The organism is Camelimonas lactis (assembly GCF_004342915.1).
Taxonomy (GTDB): domain Bacteria; phylum Pseudomonadota; class Alphaproteobacteria; order Rhizobiales; family Beijerinckiaceae; genus Camelimonas; species Camelimonas lactis.
Map to the genome: position 1 here is coordinate 284,572 of NZ_SLWL01000003.1, position 17,819 is coordinate 302,390.

The following is a 17,819-nucleotide window of genomic DNA, read 5'->3' on the forward strand; positions in this document are numbered from 1 at the left end:
GCTCTGGACCAACGAAAAAGCCCGGGCGCGCGCCCGGGCTTTTCTTTTGCGGTGTCTGGCGGTGTTGCGCGTCAGGCCTCGGTCGTCGGGCTCATGGCGCGGCGTTTGCGCATGTAGGCGTCAAACTCCTCGCGGTCCTTGGCGCGCTTCAGCTCTTCGACGAATTCGCCGAATTCCCGCACTTCGTCATCCAGGCGACGACGCTCCGCCTCCAGGCGCTCGATCTCGGCGCGGCGATAGTCATCGAAGTGACTGTTGCCGGTGGGACCGCTGGACGGACGCGGCTGCGCGCCGCGATTGCTGTTGCCGAACGGGAAATCGCCGAGATGTGTGAAATTGCGCTCCATGAACGCGCGGACTTCGTTTGGCACGGGATACCCCATCAGTTTCCAGGCGATATAGGCGAGGGCGAGCGGCCAGAACCAGATAAAGGCAAAGACAATGCCGACGATTTCCAGCGCGCGCCTGGGGCCGCGGCCGCATTTGCCGCCGGCCCGCGCGCCATCCCACGGGGGCGAGGTGGTGGAGGTCGAGGCGGTGTTGGACATCTTCATCTCCAGGGCAGAATCCAGGGACAAAACCAGCGCCGCGGCGCGCCGTTCATCCTGCCGGACAGCGCGCCATCAGCATCGGATCGCTCCGGAAAGCGGCTGCTCCCCGGTCCGTTCCATCTAACATCGAAACGGCGTAAGGCCGTTTCAAGGCGTTGATTTCAAAAAACATTGCCGGACGATTGACGCAGGGGCAAGGAAAGCGCGGGCATGTGTCCTGGCGCACGGGGGCGCTGGCTGCTCCGTAAAACCGTATCTGGCCCCTGCGCTTCCGCCGCCAGGGCGCCTCTCCGGCGTCCCGCCCTGTGCGGACGGCCGTTTTGGCGCTATAAGGCTGGCCACCAGCAGCAGCCCGGCGCCCGCTTCCGGGGCGGCCATTCAGGACAACGCAGTGACCATCGCCCCGTTGCCGACCTCTCCGTCAGATTGCCCTGCCGCCGTCCACGCGCCGCAGGACACCGATATCGCCGGCCCCGCGCCGCGCAGGCCCACCGTTGGCGTCATGGTCGGCGACGTCCAGGTCGGCGGCGGCGCGCCCATCGTCGTCCAGTCGATGACCAATACGGACACGGCGGATATCGACGCCACCGTGCGCCAGGTGGCGGCGCTCGCCCACGCCGGTTCGGAACTGGTGCGCATCACCGTTGACCGTGACGAGGCCGCCGCCGCCGTGCCGCGCATCCGCGACCGGCTGGCGCGCATCGGCGTCACCGTGCCGCTGGTCGGCGATTTCCATTACATCGGTCACAAGCTGCTGGCTGATCATCCCGCCTGCGCCGAGGCGCTGGCCAAATACCGCATCAACCCGGGCAATGTCGGCTTCAGGGACAAGCGCGACCGGCAGTTCGGCGCCATTATCGAAATGGCCATGCGTTTCGACAAGCCGGTGCGCATTGGCGCCAACTGGGGCTCGCTGGACCAGGAGTTGCTGACGGCGCTGATGGACGAGAACGCCGTGTCGGCCACGCCGCGCGACGCCCGGGCCATCACCCGCGAGGCGATGATCCAGTCGGCCCTGCGCTCCGCCGAACGGGCGGAGGAGATGGGGCTGGGCCGCGACCGCATCATCCTGTCGGCCAAGGTTTCGGCGGTGCAGGATCTGATCGCCGTTTACCGCGAGCTGTCGCGGCGGGCCGATTACGCCATTCACCTCGGCCTCACCGAGGCGGGCATGGGCAGCAAGGGCATTGTCGCCTCGTCCGCCGCCATCGGCATCCTGTTGCAGGAAGGCATTGGCGACACCATCCGCTTCTCGCTGACGCCGGAGCCGGGCGGCGACCGCACGGTTGAGGTGCGCACCGCCCAGGAACTGCTCCAGACCATGGGCTTCCGCACCTTCGTGCCGCTGGTGGCCGCCTGTCCTGGCTGCGGCCGCACCACCTCCACCGTGTTCCAGGAGCTGGCCCGCGACATCCAGGACTGGATCGTCACCTCCATGCCGCTGTGGAAGCAGCGCTATCCGGGGGTCGAGAATCTCAATGTGGCGGTGATGGGCTGTATCGTGAACGGTCCAGGCGAATCCAAGCACGCTGACATTGGCATTTCCCTGCCGGGGACTGGCGAGAGCCCGGCGGCGCCCGTATTCATTGACGGCGCCAAGGCTACCACCCTGCGCGGCCCGGGCATTGCCGCGGATTTCCGCGTCATGGTCGAGGATTATATCGAGCAGCGTTTCGGCGCCGGCGCGGTTTCCCGGAGACATTCGGGCTGACCGGCCGGCGATCACCCGTCGTTTGATATGGCGCAGGCGCCAGCCGGCGTTTCGTCAGGGCAACGAAAAGGCCCGGAGCAAACGCCCCGGGCCAGGATGCCTGTTCGTGACGCGGGCGCGCCCGCTCCTTGTTCCTCAGGCGTTGCCGGTCTGCGGCGCCTCGGCGCCGGCTTTCGGCCCGCCCCTGGACACGCCCACCAGCGCCGGGCGCAGCACCCGGTCGGCGATGGTGAAGCCCACTTGCAGCACCTGCACCACGGTGCCGTTTGGCACCGATGCATCAGGCGCCTCGAACATCGCCTGGTGCAGGTTGGGATCGAAGCGCTCGCCCAGCGGCGAGATCATTTTCACGCCGTGCCGCTCCAGGGTCTTCAGCATGTCGCGCTGGGTCAGCTCAATGCCTTCCACCAGGCCGCGCGTCCGCTCGTCCAGGCCGGCGCGGTCCGCCTCCGGCACCGCTTCCAGCGCCCGGCTGATATTGTCGACGACGGTCAGCATGTCGCGGGCGAAGTTGGTCGCGCCATAGGCGCGGGCGTCGGCCACTTCCTTCTGGGTGCGGCGACGCATGTTCTCGACGTCCGCCAGGGCGCGCAGCGACCTGTCCTTCAGCTCGGCGTTCTCGGCGGCGAGCGCGGCGATCACCTCGCCCGGGTCACGTTGCGCCCCGGCGGCGCCGGTTTCCTGGGAAGCAGGAGTTGCCTGATCTGGCGTGGCGACCGGGTCGTCCCGGTCTTCATTCGGCTTCTGGTTCATGTCACCCGGCTGGTTGAAAAGGGAAAAGGAATTGACAGCCATATCAGATGACCTGTCCGCAAAATCAAGGCGCGGCTGTGCGGACGCCCGTTTTGCGCTGGCCCTGGGGCCCCGCCGCGGACGGCGTTTTCAGAACCTCCAGAAGCCGGCGGCGGATGGCCGCCTGACGTGACGGCGCAACGATTTTGGCGTTGGTCAGGTCGGTGACGTAGAAGGTGTCGACCGCGTGCTCGCCGAAGGTGACGATGTGCGCCGACGAGATGTTCAGGTTGAGGCCGCCGATCGCCGTGGTCAGGTCGTAGAGCAGGCCGGTGCGGTCCAGGCAGGAGATCTCCAGCACCGTCTCACGGTTCGACAGGCTGTTGTCGATGATGACCTCCGGATCAATCCGGAACGGCCGCGTCCGGGTTTTCGAGCCGCGCGCCGCCACCAGATCGGCGATCTTCACCTCGCCCTTCAGCGCCCGCACCATGGCCTCGCCGATGCGCTCGCCGCGCCGCAGTTCGTCGGCGTCCTCATCGAAGGCGCGCGAGATGAAAATCGTGTCGAGGGCGATGCCGTCGGCGGTGGTGAAAATCTGCGCGTCGACGATATTGCCGCCCGCCGCCGCGCAGGCGCCGGTAATGATCGCCAGCAGGCGCGGGTGGTCCGGGGCCATCACGGTGAGTTCGGTGACGCCGCGGAACTGGTCGGTGACCACGGCGGTGGCGGTGGTGTGCCCGTCCGCCGCGGTCCTGCGGAACAGCTCCGCCTGCCGCGCCTTGCGCTCCGGGTTCACCTTCAGCCAGTAGGCGGGATAGTGCCGGGCGGCGTAGGCCTCGAACGTGGCGTCGTCCCACGAAGGCAACAGCGCCCGCAGCGCTTCCTGGGCGTTGCGGATGCGCTCGCTGCGCGCCGTGTCGCCGTGGCCGCCGGTGATGTAGCTTTCGGTCTCGAAATACAGCGTCCGCAGCAGTTCGCCCTTCCAGCCGTTCCAGACGCCCGGTCCCACCGCCTTGATGTCGGCGACGGTCAGGATCATCAGCAGCTTCAGGCGCTCCACCGTCTGGATGACCTGGCCGAAGGTGTCGATGGTCACCGGATCGGCGAGGTCGCGGCTCTGGGCGGTCATCGACATCAGCAGATGGTGCTCGATCAGCCACGCGACCAGCTCGGTTTCCGCGCGCGTCAGGCCAAGGCGCGGGCACAACCGCCGGGCGACGCGCGCCCCGGCGATGGAATGGTCCTCCGGCCGGCCCTTGGCGATGTCGTGCAGGAACACCGCCACATACAGTGCGCGCCGGTGCTGCAGCGTGCCGATGATGCGGTTTGACACCGGATGCTCGTCCTGCATGCGCCCGGCGTCGATCTCGGCCAGCACGCCAACCGCCCGCAGCAGATGCTCGTCCACCGTGTAGTGGTGATACATGTTGAACTGCATCATCGCGACGACCCGGCCAAATTCCGGGATGAACCGGCCGAGCACGCCAGTTTCGTTCATCGCGCGCAGCACCGCTTCCGGTGAATTTTTCGAGGTCAGGACGCCGAGGAACAGCCGGTTGGCTTCCCTGTCTTCCCGGATCGCCCTGGTGATCAGCTTCAGCGAGCGGGTGACGAGGCGGCTGGCGTGGGGGTGCAGCGCCAGATTGTGTTGCTGCGCCAGCGAGAACAGCCGCACCAGGTTGACCGGATCATTGCGGAACACATCCTCGGAGCGGACGGTAAGGCGATCGCCTTCCAGCAGGAAATCGGCGGATTTCAGCCGCGCCACCGGCTTCAGCCGCTTCATGAAACGGTCGAGCATCGGCCGCTTCTTGGCGTGCTGCGCCTCCATGGCGGCGCAGACGATGGCTGTGAGGTCGCCCACGTCCTTGGCGATAAGGAAGTAGCGCTTCATGAAGCGCTCGACGCCGGAAAGGGCGCCGTGATCGGTGTAGCCGAGTTCCGCCGCCACCTGGGGCTGCAGATCGAACGACAGCCGCTCCTCGGCCCGGCCGGTGATGAAATGCATGTGGCAGCGCACCCGCCACAGGAATTCCTCGCATTCGTTGAAGCGCGCATATTCCTGGCGCAGGAACAGCCCGGCCCGCACCAGTTCGCGCGCGTCGCGGACCCGGTAGACATATTTGCCGATCCAGAACAGCGTGTTCAGGTCGCGCAGGCCGCCCTTGCCCTCCTTGACGTTGGGCTCGACCACATAGCGCGACACCGCGCCCAGCTGGCGCAGGCGGGCGTCGCGCTCGCCCAGTTTGCCCTCGACGAATTCCGCCGCCGTGCCCTCCACCACTTCGGCGTCGAACCGCCGCGCCATCTCTTCGAACAGCGCCGCGTCGCCAGCCACCAGCCGCGCCTCCAGCACCGAGGTGCGGATCGTCAGGTCGCCGCGGCTTTCACGGATGCACTCATCGATGGAGCGGGTGGCGTGGCCGACCTTCAGCTTCAGGTCCCACAACAGGTAGAGCACGGCCTCGACGATGCTCTCGCTCCACGGCGTCGGCTTCCACGGCGTCAGGAACAGCAGGTCGACGTCGGAGCCGGGCGCCATCGCGCCCCGGCCATAGCCGCCGGTGGCGACGATCGCCAGCCGCTCGCTGGTGGATGGGTTGCTGACCGGGAAGAACCGCCGGGTGAACACCGCATGTAGCGCCTGCACGACCGAATCCATCAGCCACGACAGGCGGCGGGCGCATCGCAGGCCGTCGCGCTCCTCCAGCAGCCTGGCCCGCGCCGCCGCGCGCCCCTCCGCCAGCGTCTGCTTCAGCAGGGCCAGCAGGGCGCGGCGCAGTCCGTCCAGGTCGTCGCCATGGGCGTCGGCCAGCGCCATCACGGCGTCAGTCAGCGCCTCCCTGTGCGCCGGCGCGTCGGACAGGGCGGGAATGGCGGTGGTTTCAGCGGCCTGGTTCAAGCGAAAACTCCATGACGTCGCGGTGCGGGACTGGCCGCGCCGGACCATGCATTTCTGGCGGACCAGGCCTGGTCGTCAGGCCCGGCGCGTCTCGATGGCGTCCCACATGGCCGAAGCAAGATCCGGGCCGCCGATGCGCCGGATTGCCCGGATGCCGGTGGGCGAGGTGACGTTGATTTCGGTGAGATTGCCGTCGATCACGTCGATGCCGACGAAGATCAGGCCGCGCCTTGCCAGCTCTGGCCCGATGGTCTCGCAGATCTCGCGCTCCCGTTCGGTCAGTTCAGTGGCGTTGGCGGCGCCGCCACGCACCATGTTGGAGCGGATGTCATTGGCGGCGGGCACCCGATTGACCGCGCCCAGCGCCTTGCCTTCAACCAGGATGATGCGCTTGTCGCCCTGGGTGACCTCCGGCAGGAAGCGCTGGATCACCCACGGCTCACGGAACGTCACCGAGAACAGGTCGAACATCGAGCCGAAATTCGGGTCTTCCGGCAGCACCCGCAGCACCGCCGCGCCGCCGTGGCCGTGCAGCGGCTTCATGACGATGGCGCCGTACTCGCGACGGAACGCCTCGATCTCCGCCTTGTCGCGGCTGATGAGGGTTGGCGGCATCAGCTGCGGGAAATGGGTGACGAAAATCTTTTCCGGCGCATTGCGCACCTCGGCCGGGTCGTTGACCACCAGCACCCTGGGGTGAACGCGCTCCAGCAGGTGCGTCGCGGTGATGTAGGCCAGGTCGAACGGCGGGTCCTGACGCATCAGCACCACGTCCAGTTGCTCCAGCGGCGTGCGCTCCGCGTCGCCAACGGTGAAATGGTCGCCCGCCACGTCACGCACCTGCAACGCGCGCATCGGCGCGCTGACTTCGCCATTGCGCATCGAGAGCTGATCCGGCGTGTAGTAGAACAGCCGGTGTCCCCGGGTCTGCGCTTCCAGCAGCATGGCGAAGGTGGAGTCGCCGGTGATGTTGATGCGCTCGATCGGGTCCATCTGGACCGCAACATTCAGGACCATGGGGGCCTCGTCTCATGGCGTTTCCGGGCGCGGCGAACCTCGCTTCGCCGGAAACGCGACAAATCAGGATGCCGGAGGCCTGGCGCGTCCGTCTGGCTGCGGACCACTCCGGCGGCGCGAGAACCGGCTCCGGTCAATGGGCCAGAGACGGTTGCTCCTCATGCCGGCGGCTGGCGTCCGCCAGGTCCGGCGTCGGTCAATCTATGGCGGCGAAGGCTCCGGGCGCAATGGCGCGTATCGGTGTTCTGCAATGCGTCCTATAGGGCCAGCGGGGCGATGTCGCTGAGGTGCTGCGGCCAGGCCGAAGCGTCGCGCAGCCCGCCCCACGACAGTTCGCCAATGAACACGGCGTCCAGCCGCAGGATGCGATCCGCGCATGCCGGATGGCGCGCCAGCCAGATGCGGGCGGCGCTGGCGATGCGCCGCTGCTTGTCCGCCGTGATGGCGATCGCCGCGTCATCCCTGCGCCGTCGCGCCTTCACTTCGACAAAGGCGATGACGTCGCCGCGCGCGGCGATCAGGTCGATTTCTCCGGCCCCGGCGCGAAATCGCCGCGCCAGGATGCGGTAACCTTTCAGGCGCAACAGCCACGCCGCCATGGTTTCGGCGCGGTTGCCCCGCGCGCCGCTGGCCAGATGACGATTGTGCTCCGGGCGCTGGCGACCATGCATCGGCTGGCGACCGGCTCAGCCGTCGCCGTCAGGGCGGTCCAGCAGCAGGGCGCGGGCGTAAACCTCCTTGCGCGGCAGGCCGGTCTGCGCCGTCACCAGCGCCACCGCTTCTTTCATGGAATGGGCCGGCAGCAGGGCGCGCAGGCGGTCGTCGACCGTGGCGCCGGCGTCGGCGGCGGCCTGAGCCCGGTCTGGCCCGCCGATCATCACTACGATCTCGCCGCGCGGCGGCCCCTCCTGCGCGTACTGCGCCGCCAGTTCACTGAGCCGGCCGCGCCGCACGTTCTCGAACATCTTGGTCAGTTCGCGGGCCACGGCCGCGGGTCGGTCGCCGAGCACCGCGGCGGCGTCCGCCAGCATGTCGCCGACCCGCTGCGGCGATTCGAAGAACGCCAGCGTGCCTGGCACATTCGCCAGTTCAAGCAGACGATGTTTGCGCGCCGCCTGTTTTGTGGGCAGGAAGCCGCCGAAAAAGAAGGCGTCCATGGGCAGGCCGGAGAGCACGAGGCCAGTGAGCACCGCCGAGGGCCCTGGGGCGGTGGTGACGGCGTGGCCCTGCGCCAGCGCCTCTTCCACCAGCTTGTGGCCGGGGTCCGACACCAGCGGCGTGCCCGCGTCGGACACCAGCGCCAGCGCCTGCCCCTCCGCCAGCCGCGCCATGATCTTCGGGCGCATCTGGGCGGCGTTGTGTTCGTGATAGTTCAGCAGCGGCGTGGTCACGCCATAATGCGCCAGCAGCACGCGGGTGACGCGGGTGTCCTCGGCGAGGATGGCGTCGGCGGCGGCCAGCGTCGACAGGGCGCGGAAGGAGATGTCCTTCAGGTTGCCAATCGGCGTCGCCACCAGATGCAGCCCCGGCGCGATGGGCTCGACCTCCGCCGCCATGCCGAAAGCCGTGAAGCGGGACGGCTGCGCCTCGCGCCGCGAAGCGCCGCCATGCGCGCCCTGCCGTCGCTGCTCCTGCTCCGGCCGCTGGTGTTTGAGCATATCAGCCATTGTCCAGCCCCCCGCCGCCTCACGCTTCAAAGCAGTTTCCGGCGAAGTCGAGACGGCTTCGCCGGAAGAAAATGCGCCAAACCAGAATGCGCTGCTTTCGCCATTCAGACGAAAGCGGCGTCGCCATCATAGCACGTCGCCCCTGAAAACGCCGCTGCATGGGGCGGTCGCGGCGGCGATAATCTGCAGTCGATAGCAGATGCCAGAAATTAAAACTGGCGGGAGAATACCCGGCGGAAATACCGGGAGGAAAATACCGGAAAAACCTTACGCGGCCAGCTGGCTGATCACCGCGTTGAGCACCGGAAAACCGGCGGGGGTGATGGCCAGCCGTTCGCCTTCGGCGCGGAGCAGACCAAGCTCCGTCAGGTCGCGAATACGGCTGGCGGCAAGGGGACGGCCGGCGAGGGCCGCATAGCGCGCGGGGACGATTCCCTCGGCGAGACGCAGGCCCATAACCAGATATTCGTCGCCCTGGGCTTCGGGCGTCAGTCGTTCGGCCCCGGTCAGGCCGTGCCCCTGGCGCTCCACCTGCTCCAGCCATTTTTCTGGCGCCAGTTCGGTGGCCATGGCCAGGCGTCCGTCCGCGCCGACCAGTCGGCCGTGGGCGCCGGGACCGACGCCGGCGTATTCGCCATAGCGCCAGTAAACCAGGTTGTGCCGGCTTTCCGCGCCCGGTCGGGCGTGGTTCGACACCTCATAGGCCGGCATGCCGTGGCGGTCGCACACCTCCTGGGTCACGTCCCACAGCGCCCGCGCCAGATCCTCGTCCGGCGTCGTCAGCTTGCCGGCGCGATACAGCCGGTCGAACCAGGTGCCAGGCTCGATAGTCAGCTGGTACAGCGACAGGTGCTCGACGGCGTGCGAAATCGCCTGCTCCAGCTCTGCCCGCCAGGCCCCGGCGGTCTGCTGCGGGCGGGCGTAGATCAAGTCGAACGAGTAGCGCTCGAAGATGTCCCCGGCCACGCGCACCGCCGCCAGCGCTTCTTCCGCGCTGTGCAGGCGGCCAAGCCGTTTCAGGTCAGGGTCGTTGAGCGCCTGGACGCCGAGCGACACGCGGTTGACTCCGGCCGCGCGGTAATCGCGGAACCGGCCGGCCTCGACGCTGGTGGGGTTGGCCTCCAGGGTGATTTCCGCGTCCGGCGCCACCGGCCACAGGGCGGCGATGGCGTCAAGGATGGCGCCGACGGTCGCGCCCTGCATCAGGGACGGGGTGCCGCCGCCAAAGAAGATGCTGGTCACCGTGCGATCCGGGGCGATGGCGGCGCGATGCGCCAGTTCTGTCCTGAACGCCGCCACATAACGCGCCTCGTCCACCGGCGACCGGCGCACGTGGCTGTTGAAGTCACAATAGGGACATTTGGAGGCGCAGAACGGCCAGTGCACGTACACGCCGAAACCGGCGTCAAAGGGCGCGCGCGCCGGAACGGCGGAAGCCTGAATGGCGGAGGACTGGTGCATGATGCGGTGTGGGCCTGAATGCGTTATGCCGCGCCGCCCGGCGCGCTGGCCGATCCGTGGCAATGGGCGCAGACGCCGTCGATCTCGACGATCTTCGCCGCCGGCGTGAATTTTGATGTCGCCAGCAGGTCGCCGATCGCGGCGTTGATCGCCGGCGATTCCAGTTCATCAACCCCGCCACAGCGGGCGCAGATCAGAAACACGGTGACGTCGCCGGCGTCGTGCTGGTGCGGGCAGGCGATGAAGGCGTTGCGCGTCACCAGCCGGTGAACGAACCCCTGACCAGTCAGAAACTCCAGCACCCGGTAGACGGTGACCGGGGCAATCCGTTTGCCGGATTGGCCAGCCAGGATTTCGGCCAGATCATAGGCGCCCAGGGGCCGGTGGGTTTCATACAGCGCCGCCAGCACCGAACGGCGAAGTTCGGTCAGCCGCACGCCGCGCTCCCGGCACAACCGGTCAGCCTCAGCCATGGCGATGGGCGCCTGCCTGCGGCGCGCGTCGGCATGGGCGCAATGGGCGTGATCATGCCGCTCGTGCGCGTGCTGGCCGTGGTCATGGTGGCCATGGTCGCCGTGCTGGTGGGCGCCCTGTTGCGCGTGCCTGATGGTCATGATCCTGATCCTGGCGAACCCTCCGTCGCCTTGTTCATATTGTGGGCGCCGGCGTCCCCTGGCGCAACCCGCAGGTCCGTTCCGGCGGGTCCGCCGCAGCGCCCGACCGGCGTGGATGCGTTGTTCGCTGGTCCATGTCTGGCGAAGGCGTCTCAGTTCTGGCGCAGCCGCCAGACGCAGGTGCGCTTCACCTCGCTGTCCTCCAGCTCCCGCGTTACCGGCACCTCATAGACGGCGACCTGCGAAAGGCGGGTCTTTGGCAGATAGCTGCGCCCCGGATCGCCGATTACCACGCTGGCGCCGCGCCCGGCCAGCGCTTCCAGCCAGCCGATCACCCGCGCCGCCAGATCGCGCTCATAGCAGATATCGCCGGCGAGCACGACGTCCCAGCCGTCGTCGCGCCAGTCCGTGGCGGGCCAGACCCCGTCCCGCTGCTCGCCGAGCAGGTTGTCGGTCCGCACCCCGACGGAAACCCGGTTCAGCCTGGCGTTGATGGCGATGGCGCTGGCGGAAAACGGGTCAATGTCCACCGCCTCCACATGGGCCGCGCCGGCGCGGGCGGCGGCGATCGCCACCAGGCCGGAGCCGGAGGCGAAATCCAGAACCCGTTTGCCGGCTACCGTTTCAGGGCGGTCGAGAATATAACGCGCCAGCGCCTGGCCGCCGGCCCAGGCGAAGGCCCAGAATGGCGGCGGCAGGCCGATCTCGCCCAGCTCTTCTTCGGTTTTCCTCCACAACTCCGTCGCCTCGGTGGCGAGATGCAGCGAAATCTCCGGGGCGTGTGGAGTCGGCGTGACGGCGGTGTGGGCGCGAATGAAGGCGTCGTGGTCGTCGATCATGGTCGGGCGTCCAGCAGGTCGGCGTACATGGCTTTGACGCGCGCCATCACGTGCCGTTCGGTAAAGCCGGAAAGCAGGCGCTCCCGCGCCGCCGCGCCACAGGCCAGAACGCGGTCGCGGTCGCCGGCAAGGCGCACGAGAATATCCGCCAGCGCCGCCGCATCGTCCGGCGGGGCGATGAAACCCTCGACGCCGTCGCGGACGAAAAGGCGACAGCCCGGCACGTCGGTGGTGACGATGGCGCGCCCGCAGGCCGCCGCCTCCAGCAGGGTGCGCGGCAGACCCTCGCCGCCGCGCGATGGCAGCAGCGCCACATGATGATCGCGCCAGACGCCGGCAATATCGCTGGTGCGGCCATGCCAGGTCACGCCCGGACGCGCGTTCCACTCACGCAGCGTCTGCTCAGGAATGGCGCGCGGGTTGGAGGGGTCGGGGGCGCCGTAGAGCGACAGGGCGACGTCGGCGCCGCGCGCCTGGGCGAGGCGCGTCGCTTCCACCGCCAGATCGACGCCCTTCGACCACAGCATCCGCGCCACCACGGCGACGCGCAGCGTCGGGCCTCCGGGCTGCGGCGCGGGCGTGAACTGCTCCGGATCGACGCCGGCGCCGCCGACAATCACCACGCGCGGATCGTCCGGCGCCAGATCAAGGCCGGCGGCGTCGTCCGGGTTCTCGAACAGGTAACGGGTCCTGGCGTTTTCCAGCGGCCCGCGCACGAGGGCGCGGATCGCCCGCGCCGCATGGGTCCCCAGCGCATCCTTGCGGGCGCCGAGAAAGCCGAGGCCGGTCAGGGCGAACACCCGGCGGGCCACGCCAGCGCGCCGCGCCGCTGCGCCGCCGACCAGAATCGACCGCAGCGCCACCATGTGCAGGATGTCGGGCTTCTCACGTTTCAGGATGGCGGTGAGGCGCGCCACATTGGCCAGCACCGCGAGCGGGTTCAGGCTCCTGCGCTCGGCCTCCAGGGCGATGACGCGCGCGCCGGTCGCCTCCAGCGCGGCGCGGTGTTCGCGCACGCGTGTGATGATGATCACGTCGAGGCCCATCTCCCGCGCCGCCCGCGCCATCGGCAGGAAATGCGAGGCGAAGAACCAGTCCTCGGTGATCAGGAAGGCGAGCAACGGCGCGCGCCCGACGGGCGCGCCGTCTGCGTGGGGAACGCTGTCGACGGTCATGGGCATCGCGGGTGGACGGGGCGCTGCTCCCCGGGTTGTGGCGATGTCAGAACGCCTTGAAGGTGATGAGCGTGCGCGTGTCGGCGATGCCGGGAATCGGCTGCACCTGTTCGGCGACGAAATGGCCGATGTCCACGTCCCGATCCACGTGGAACTTGGCGATAATGTCGAAATCGCCAGCGATCGAATAGATTTCCGAGGCGATCTCGCGGTCGGCGAGGGCGCTGGCCACGGCGTAGGTCTGGCCAAGCTTGCATTTGATCTGGACGAAGAAGGTCTGCATGGGCGCCGCTCACGCTGGAGCATTTTCGGGAAAAGCGGCTGCCCGCTTTTCGTAAAGAAAATGCGTCAATACAAAGGGCTGGCGCATCATCCGTGAAGCAGTTTTCACGAGAGGACGCGCCAGAACGTTGTCCGGTGAAGCAGGTTCCGCTTCGCCTGGAAAACGCATCAAATCAAACGGCAGGGCTGCCCGGCCTGAGGGCGCGGACAGGCCTCCGATCGTTCCGCTTGTTAGAGCATTTTCATGGAAAGTGGAATCCACTTTTCATGAAGAAAATGCGTTAGAACAAACAGATAGATCATGCCGCCAATCGGCCCGGCGCGATGGCCGGATCAGGGCGGCGCGCCGGGACCCAGGTCCCGGGCGGAGCAAGATTCAGGTCCTGTCGAGCGCGTCCGTGAGGTCGGCGATCAGATCGTCAGCGTGCTCAAGGCCAACTGACAGTCGCAGCAGGCCATCGGAGACCCCCATGGCTGCCCGCGCCGCATCATCGAAGCGCTGGTGCGTGGTGGTGGCCGGATGGGTGATCAGGCTCTTGGCGTCGCCGAGATTGTTGGAAATCTTCACCAGCGACAGGGCGTTCATGAAGCGGAACGCCGCTTCCTTGCCGCCCTTCACCTCCAGCGCCACCAGCGTCGAGCCGGCCCGCATCTGCCGGGCGATCAGCTCCGCCTGCGGATGGTCGGCGCGGCCGGGATAGATCAGTTTCGACACCCTGGGGTGGCTCGCCAGCGCGTCGGCCACGGCGCCGGCGCTGGCGGTCTGCTGGCGCACGCGCACGGCGAGCGTCTCAAGCCCCTTCAGCATCACCCAGGCGTTGAATGGCGACATTGCCGGGCCGGTCTGGCGCAGGAAATTGAAGATGTGCGCCTGGATGAAGGCTTCGGCGCCGAGAATGACGCCGCCAAGACAGCGGCCCTGACCGTCAATGTGCTTGGTGGTCGAATACACCACGCAATCGGCGCCCAGTTCCAGCGGGCTCTGCCACAACGGCGTGGCGAACACATTGTCCACCACCAGCGAGGCGCCGACGGAATGCACGATCTCCGCCACGCCGGCGATATCGACGATGCTCAGGGTGGGATTGGCCGGGCTCTCGATCAGCGCCGTTTTTGTGGTCGGCCGCACGGCGGCCCGCCACTGGTCGAGGTCTTCCCCGTCGACCAGGGTCGTCTCCACGCCATAGCGCGGCAGCAGTTCGTCGGTGAGCCAGCGCGAGGAGCCGAACAGCGCCTTCGCCGCCACCACATGATCGCCGGCGCTGACCTGGGCGAGGATGGCGGCGGTGACCGCGGCCATGCCGGAGGCGGTGGCGCGGGCGGCCTCCGCGCCCTCCAGCGCCGCCATGCGCTGCTCGAACATTTCGACTGTCGGATTGGAGAACCGCGCGTAGAGATAGCCCTGTGATTCGCCCCTGAAGCGGGCCTCGCATTCCTCGGCGGTCTCATAGACGTGTCCCTGGGTCAGGAACATGGCCTCCGAGGTCTCGCCGAACTGCGAGCGCAGCGATCCGGCGTGAACCAGACGCGATTCTGGATGAAGAGGGCGGTTGATGGCCACGATCGTCTCCCCGACAAGCCCCGCGCGGCGGCGCGTCATGCTCCGCGCCGGCGGTCCGGGCGGGCATGAAAAAACCCGGCCAGAAAGCCGGGTCGCTCAAAAAACGTCCGCGGCCCTTTAGCGAATTGTTTAACGTGGCTGCAAGCCGGCCGGCCAAATCACCACGGATGTGAAAGGCTTACGCCTGCCTGGCCTGCCCGTCAAGCACCGTTTCCCGCCGGATGGCGCTGGCCGTTCGCCCCAAAAATGCGCCTCATGAACGCCCCCTTGAAGATTCTCACGAACGCTGGCGGAGCCTGGCGCCGGGGCCGGCGCCCGCCAGCCCCGGCCTGGCGCCCGTTCAGTAAACCGGCGCGGAAATCACGCCGCGATCGGTGGTGACGACCCAGCGCCCGCCGCGCCGTTCGATCCCGGCGATGCGGCCAAGCCCGGGCACACTCTGGCCGCGCCGCACCTCGACGATGCCGGCGTTGCGGCCTTCGAGCACCGCGACGCCGCCATAGACATTGTGCAGCACCCAGCCGCGCACCGGGCCCGTGGGGCGCGGCGGCTGCGCCGGCTCGGGAATGAAGCCCGGCGGGCGCAGGCCATCCTGCGGCTCCCCGTCCGGCGCATAGGCCTGCTGCGCCGGCTCCTGCCGCGGCGGCGCCTCACGCGGCGCCCGTTCCGCCGGCGCCGGCGAACCCACCGTCGGATCAACCTGACCCCGCTCCCCGCCATTCGCGGCGAGGCGCTGTTCGAGGCTGGCGATGCGCCGGTCAAGGCCGGCGATCGCCGCATCCTCGCGCGCCGTCGCGCCGCCCTGGCCACGGCCCGCCGGACCCGCGCTTTCCAGAGCGGCGATTTTCTGTTCGAGCGTCTTGAGGCGGCTTTCGGCCGCGTCTGGCAGAACGGCGACGGCGCCGGCCTTCTGCTCCAGGGCGTCCAGTCGCGCGCTCAATCCCGCAGTGGTTTTTTCCACTGTTTCAACAGCGGAGTTGCGCGCGGCGGCGCGCTCCTTCTCCAGCTCTTCCATCGCCGTGGCGATCTTGCCGTTGGCGGCCTGTGTTTCCGTCGCGCCGTTTCGGGTTCCGGCGCCGGCGATGGCGATCACCAGCAGGGCGGCGAGCGCGCCGCCGGCCGCGCCCAGCAGCAGCGGACGCAGGGCCGATGGCTTTGCCGTCGCCGCCGCCGTCGCGCCATCGGGCCGCCAGTCTGACGTTGGCTGGCGGGGCTTGTATGACGATGCGGCGGCTCCTGCGGACACGGGTCCTGACGTTGCGGGGTCCGCGGTCTTCGTGGCGGCGGGGCTGGCGGTCTGCCCATCCGCCTTCGCCGCTGTCGCGCCGACCCGGTCAGATGGCGAGGCGACGGGCGTGGGCGCGCTTTTGGCGGGCGACGCGCCAGACGCTGGCGCGCTGGCGCTGGGTGACCTGTCAGCCGGTTTTCCGGCGGCTGGAGCATGCGTCGCGGCGGCGGCGGATGGGGCGCTGGCCACGGTCGCCGCGGAGGCGCCGGCCTTCACAGGCGTTTTGCCTGCGTCAGCCGCGACAGCAGCGGCCGCCTCGCCGGCGCTGCCGGCAACTGGCGCAGGCGGAGCGGAACCGGCGGCTTTCGGCGCGGCGGCGCCCGGAGCAGGACTGGTTTTGGGGGACGCTTTCGCGTCGGAAGGCGTCGGTTTTCCCTGGCCTGCGTCGGTCTTGCCGGTTTTGGATGCATCTGCATCCGGCCTGGCGGCGTCTGCCATGTCGCAATCCTTTCGAGACTTGGTCGAGCCTTCAATCTGGAACGCAGTTAACGGCGCATCATGATGATGACGTGGCGGCGCTGTGACCAGGCCCGGGCAAAAAATGCAACCCGTCAGAATGTCGAATTGTGGCAAGCACCAGAAAACACCAGGGCATTGATGCTTTGCGGGGCGGAGGTCCCCGATTCGCGCGAATCGCCTTGACAAGTCGCTGTAGGGCAAGGTCATTAGCGGCCGGAGTGAAAAATTGACCTATGCACTGGAAGCATCGCAGGGCAGACTGTAGCGATGAACACAGTGTGTTCAGGAGGCGAAATATGGCTGGAATTGTGACGATCCGCGCCCGAATCAGGCGCATCGCCATGGCCGCCGCGGCGGTCTCGGCGCTGGTCGCCCATGGCGCCCACGCACAGGAAAAGCCGGGCGCCGTCGCGGGAAAAATTTCGGATGGGGTCGTCCGCATTGGCGTTCTCAACGACCAGTCTGGCGTTTACGCTGACTTCGGCGGCAAGGGTTCGGTGGCGGCCGCCCGTCTCGCCATCGAGGATTTTGGCGGCAAGGTCCTGGGCGCTCCGGTGGAGTTGATCGACGCCGACCACCAGAACAAGGCTGACATCGCCGCCGGCATTGCCCGCCGCTGGTATGACGCCGACAAGGTCGACGCCATTGTCGAGCTGACCTCCTCATCCGCGGCCCTCGCCGTCCAGCAGCTCACGCGTGAGAAAAAACGCATTAACATCGTCACCGGCGCCGCGACGTCCGAGCTGACCGGCAAGCAGTGCTCGCCCTATGGCTTCCACTGGGCGTTCGACACCCACGCCATGGCCAAGGCCGTTGGCGGCGCGCTGGTGGAGCAGGGCGGCAAGGACTGGTTTTTCCTGACCGCCGACTACGCCTTTGGCCATTCGCTGGAGGAGCAGACCGCGAAATTCGTCAAGTCAAAGGGCGGCAATGTCGTCGGTCAGGTGCGGCATCCGCTGAACGCCTCCGATTTCTCGTCCTTCCTGCTTCAGGCGCAGAATTCCGGCGCCAAGGTCATTGGCCTGGCCAACGCCGGCATGGACACCTCCAACGCCATCAAGCAGGCGGCCGAGTTTGGCATCGTCCAGGGCGGCCAGCGTCTGGCGTCGCTGCTGGTCACCCTGTCCGAAGTGCATGGCCTTGGCCTGCCGGCCGCCAACGGCCTGGTGCTGAGCGAGGGCTTCTACTGGGATCTGGACGACAAGGCGCGCGCTTTTGGCCAGCGCTACCAGAAGGTGACGGGCCGCATGCCCAACATGATCCAGGCCGGCACCTATTCCGCCGTGCTGCAGTACCTGAAGGCCATCGAGGCGGCGGGTACGGATGACGCCGACGCCGTGGCGGCGAAGCTGCGCGCCATGCCGGTCGAGGACGCCTTCAGCCGCAACGGCAAGGTGCTCGCCAACGGGCGCATGATCCACGACATGTATCTGTTTGAAGTCAAGAAGCCTTCGGAGAGCAAGCAAGCGTTTGATTACTATAAACTCCTGGCCACCATCCCCGGAAGCCAGGCCTTCATGACCGTAGAGGAAAGCGGTTGCCCGCTGGCGAACTGAA

Annotated in this window: 15 protein-coding genes and 1 riboswitch; of the genes, 2 read left to right on the forward strand and 13 right to left on the reverse strand. The window is 67.9% G+C overall.

Annotation, left to right across the window (positions count from 1 at the left end; genetic code table 11):
* Positions 1–71 precede the first annotated feature (71 nt).
* A complete protein-coding gene (locus EV666_RS05790) occupies positions 72–548 on the reverse strand; it encodes a DUF2852 domain-containing protein (protein ID WP_132004436.1) in 477 nt (158 codons plus the stop codon).
* 409 nt (positions 549–957) lie between these two features.
* Here EV666_RS05790 and ispG point away from each other — a divergent pair, with 409 nt between their 5' ends.
* The gene (gene ispG, locus EV666_RS05795; protein ID WP_132004643.1) at positions 958–2,262 is read left to right on the forward strand and encodes a flavodoxin-dependent (E)-4-hydroxy-3-methylbut-2-enyl-diphosphate synthase; all 1,305 of its coding nucleotides are present in this window, start codon (positions 958–960) and stop codon (positions 2,260–2,262) included.
* A gap of 135 nt (positions 2,263–2,397) precedes the next feature.
* Here ispG and grpE read toward each other — a convergent pair whose 3' ends face one another.
* The 12 genes from grpE to EV666_RS05855 all read right to left on the reverse strand — a co-directional run bounded on the left by grpE (position 2,398) and on the right by EV666_RS05855 (position 16,241).
* Positions 2,398–3,057: a nucleotide exchange factor GrpE gene (grpE, locus tag EV666_RS05800; RefSeq protein ID WP_245514234.1), complete on the reverse strand. Its 660-nt coding sequence runs from the start codon at positions 3,055–3,057 to the stop codon at positions 2,398–2,400.
* A 22-nt stretch (positions 3,058–3,079) separates the two neighbouring features.
* Positions 3,080–5,899 carry a [protein-PII] uridylyltransferase gene (locus EV666_RS05805; RefSeq protein ID WP_245514235.1) on the reverse strand — a complete coding sequence of 940 codons (2,820 nt, stop codon included), beginning with the start codon at positions 5,897–5,899 and terminating at the stop codon, positions 3,080–3,082.
* 75 nt (positions 5,900–5,974) lie between these two features.
* Positions 5,975–6,916 (reverse strand): glutathione synthase, encoded by a 942-nt coding sequence (gshB, locus tag EV666_RS05810; protein ID WP_132004442.1) that lies wholly within the window; start codon positions 6,914–6,916, stop codon positions 5,975–5,977.
* 257 nt (positions 6,917–7,173) lie between these two features.
* Positions 7,174–7,587, reverse strand: coding sequence for a YraN family protein (locus EV666_RS05815; RefSeq protein WP_132004445.1), 414 nt, complete (start codon positions 7,585–7,587; stop codon positions 7,174–7,176).
* Between the two features lie 15 nt (positions 7,588–7,602).
* Positions 7,603–8,472, reverse strand: coding sequence for a 16S rRNA (cytidine(1402)-2'-O)-methyltransferase (gene rsmI / locus EV666_RS05820; protein ID WP_245514254.1), 870 nt, complete (start codon positions 8,470–8,472; stop codon positions 7,603–7,605).
* Positions 8,473–8,850: 378 nt separating this feature from the next.
* A complete protein-coding gene (gene hemW, locus EV666_RS05825) occupies positions 8,851–10,044 on the reverse strand; it encodes a radical SAM family heme chaperone HemW (protein WP_132004451.1) in 1,194 nt (397 codons plus the stop codon).
* Between the two features lie 23 nt (positions 10,045–10,067).
* The gene (locus tag EV666_RS05830; protein WP_245514236.1) at positions 10,068–10,658 is read right to left on the reverse strand and encodes a Fur family transcriptional regulator; all 591 of its coding nucleotides are present in this window, start codon (positions 10,656–10,658) and stop codon (positions 10,068–10,070) included.
* Between the two features lie 152 nt (positions 10,659–10,810).
* Positions 10,811–11,497, reverse strand: coding sequence for a class I SAM-dependent methyltransferase (locus EV666_RS05835; protein ID WP_132004454.1), 687 nt, complete (start codon positions 11,495–11,497; stop codon positions 10,811–10,813).
* On the reverse strand, positions 11,494–12,672 hold the full coding sequence (locus EV666_RS05840; protein WP_132004457.1) for a glycosyltransferase: 1,179 nt from the start codon (positions 12,670–12,672) through the stop codon (positions 11,494–11,496). The genes EV666_RS05835 and EV666_RS05840 overlap by 4 nt, the downstream gene beginning before the upstream one ends.
* Before the next feature lie 46 nt (positions 12,673–12,718).
* On the reverse strand, positions 12,719–12,955 hold the full coding sequence (locus EV666_RS05845) for an Lrp/AsnC ligand binding domain-containing protein (protein ID WP_132004460.1): 237 nt from the start codon (positions 12,953–12,955) through the stop codon (positions 12,719–12,721).
* A gap of 375 nt (positions 12,956–13,330) precedes the next feature.
* Positions 13,331–14,554: an O-succinylhomoserine sulfhydrylase gene (locus EV666_RS05850; protein ID WP_132004463.1), complete on the reverse strand. Its 1,224-nt coding sequence runs from the start codon at positions 14,552–14,554 to the stop codon at positions 13,331–13,333.
* A gap of 58 nt (positions 14,555–14,612) precedes the next feature.
* Positions 14,613–14,690: riboswitch (SAM riboswitch) on the reverse strand.
* Positions 14,691–14,855: 165 nt separating this feature from the next.
* A complete protein-coding gene (locus EV666_RS05855; RefSeq protein WP_132004466.1) occupies positions 14,856–16,241 on the reverse strand; it encodes a hypothetical protein in 1,386 nt (461 codons plus the stop codon).
* 317 nt (positions 16,242–16,558) lie between these two features.
* Here EV666_RS05855 and EV666_RS05860 point away from each other — a divergent pair, with 317 nt between their 5' ends.
* The gene (locus tag EV666_RS05860) at positions 16,559–17,818 is read left to right on the forward strand and encodes an ABC transporter substrate-binding protein (RefSeq protein ID WP_245514237.1); all 1,260 of its coding nucleotides are present in this window, start codon (positions 16,559–16,561) and stop codon (positions 17,816–17,818) included.
* The last annotated feature ends 1 nt before the right edge of the window (position 17,819 follow it).

Excerpts from the sequence above, each read along its gene's own strand:
- EV666_RS05835 (WP_132004454.1), bottom strand. The coding sequence starts at position 11,497 with ATGATCGACGACCACGACGCCTTCATTCGCGCCCACACCGCCGTCACG.
- rsmI (WP_245514254.1), bottom strand. The coding sequence starts at position 8,472 with ATGGCGGCGGAGGTCGAGCCCATCGCGCCGGGGCTGCATCTGGTGGCG.
- EV666_RS05815 (WP_132004445.1), bottom strand. The coding sequence starts at position 7,587 with ATGCATGGTCGCCAGCGCCCGGAGCACAATCGTCATCTGGCCAGCGGC.
- hemW (WP_132004451.1), bottom strand. The coding sequence starts at position 10,044 with ATGCACCAGTCCTCCGCCATTCAGGCTTCCGCCGTTCCGGCGCGCGCG.
- EV666_RS05845 (WP_132004460.1), bottom strand. The coding sequence starts at position 12,955 with ATGCAGACCTTCTTCGTCCAGATCAAATGCAAGCTTGGCCAGACCTAC.
- EV666_RS05855 (WP_132004466.1), bottom strand. The coding sequence starts at position 16,241 with ATGGCAGACGCCGCCAGGCCGGATGCAGATGCATCCAAAACCGGCAAG.
- grpE (WP_245514234.1), bottom strand. The coding sequence starts at position 3,057 with ATGGCTGTCAATTCCTTTTCCCTTTTCAACCAGCCGGGTGACATGAAC.
- gshB (WP_132004442.1), bottom strand. The coding sequence starts at position 6,916 with ATGGTCCTGAATGTTGCGGTCCAGATGGACCCGATCGAGCGCATCAAC.
- EV666_RS05790 (WP_132004436.1), bottom strand. The coding sequence starts at position 548 with ATGTCCAACACCGCCTCGACCTCCACCACCTCGCCCCCGTGGGATGGC.
- EV666_RS05840 (WP_132004457.1), bottom strand. The coding sequence starts at position 12,672 with ATGACCGTCGACAGCGTTCCCCACGCAGACGGCGCGCCCGTCGGGCGC.
- EV666_RS05830 (WP_245514236.1), bottom strand. The coding sequence starts at position 10,658 with ATGACCATCAGGCACGCGCAACAGGGCGCCCACCAGCACGGCGACCAT.
- EV666_RS05860 (WP_245514237.1), top strand. The coding sequence starts at position 16,559 with ATGGCTGGAATTGTGACGATCCGCGCCCGAATCAGGCGCATCGCCATG.
- EV666_RS05850 (WP_132004463.1), bottom strand. The coding sequence starts at position 14,554 with ATGACGCGCCGCCGCGCGGGGCTTGTCGGGGAGACGATCGTGGCCATC.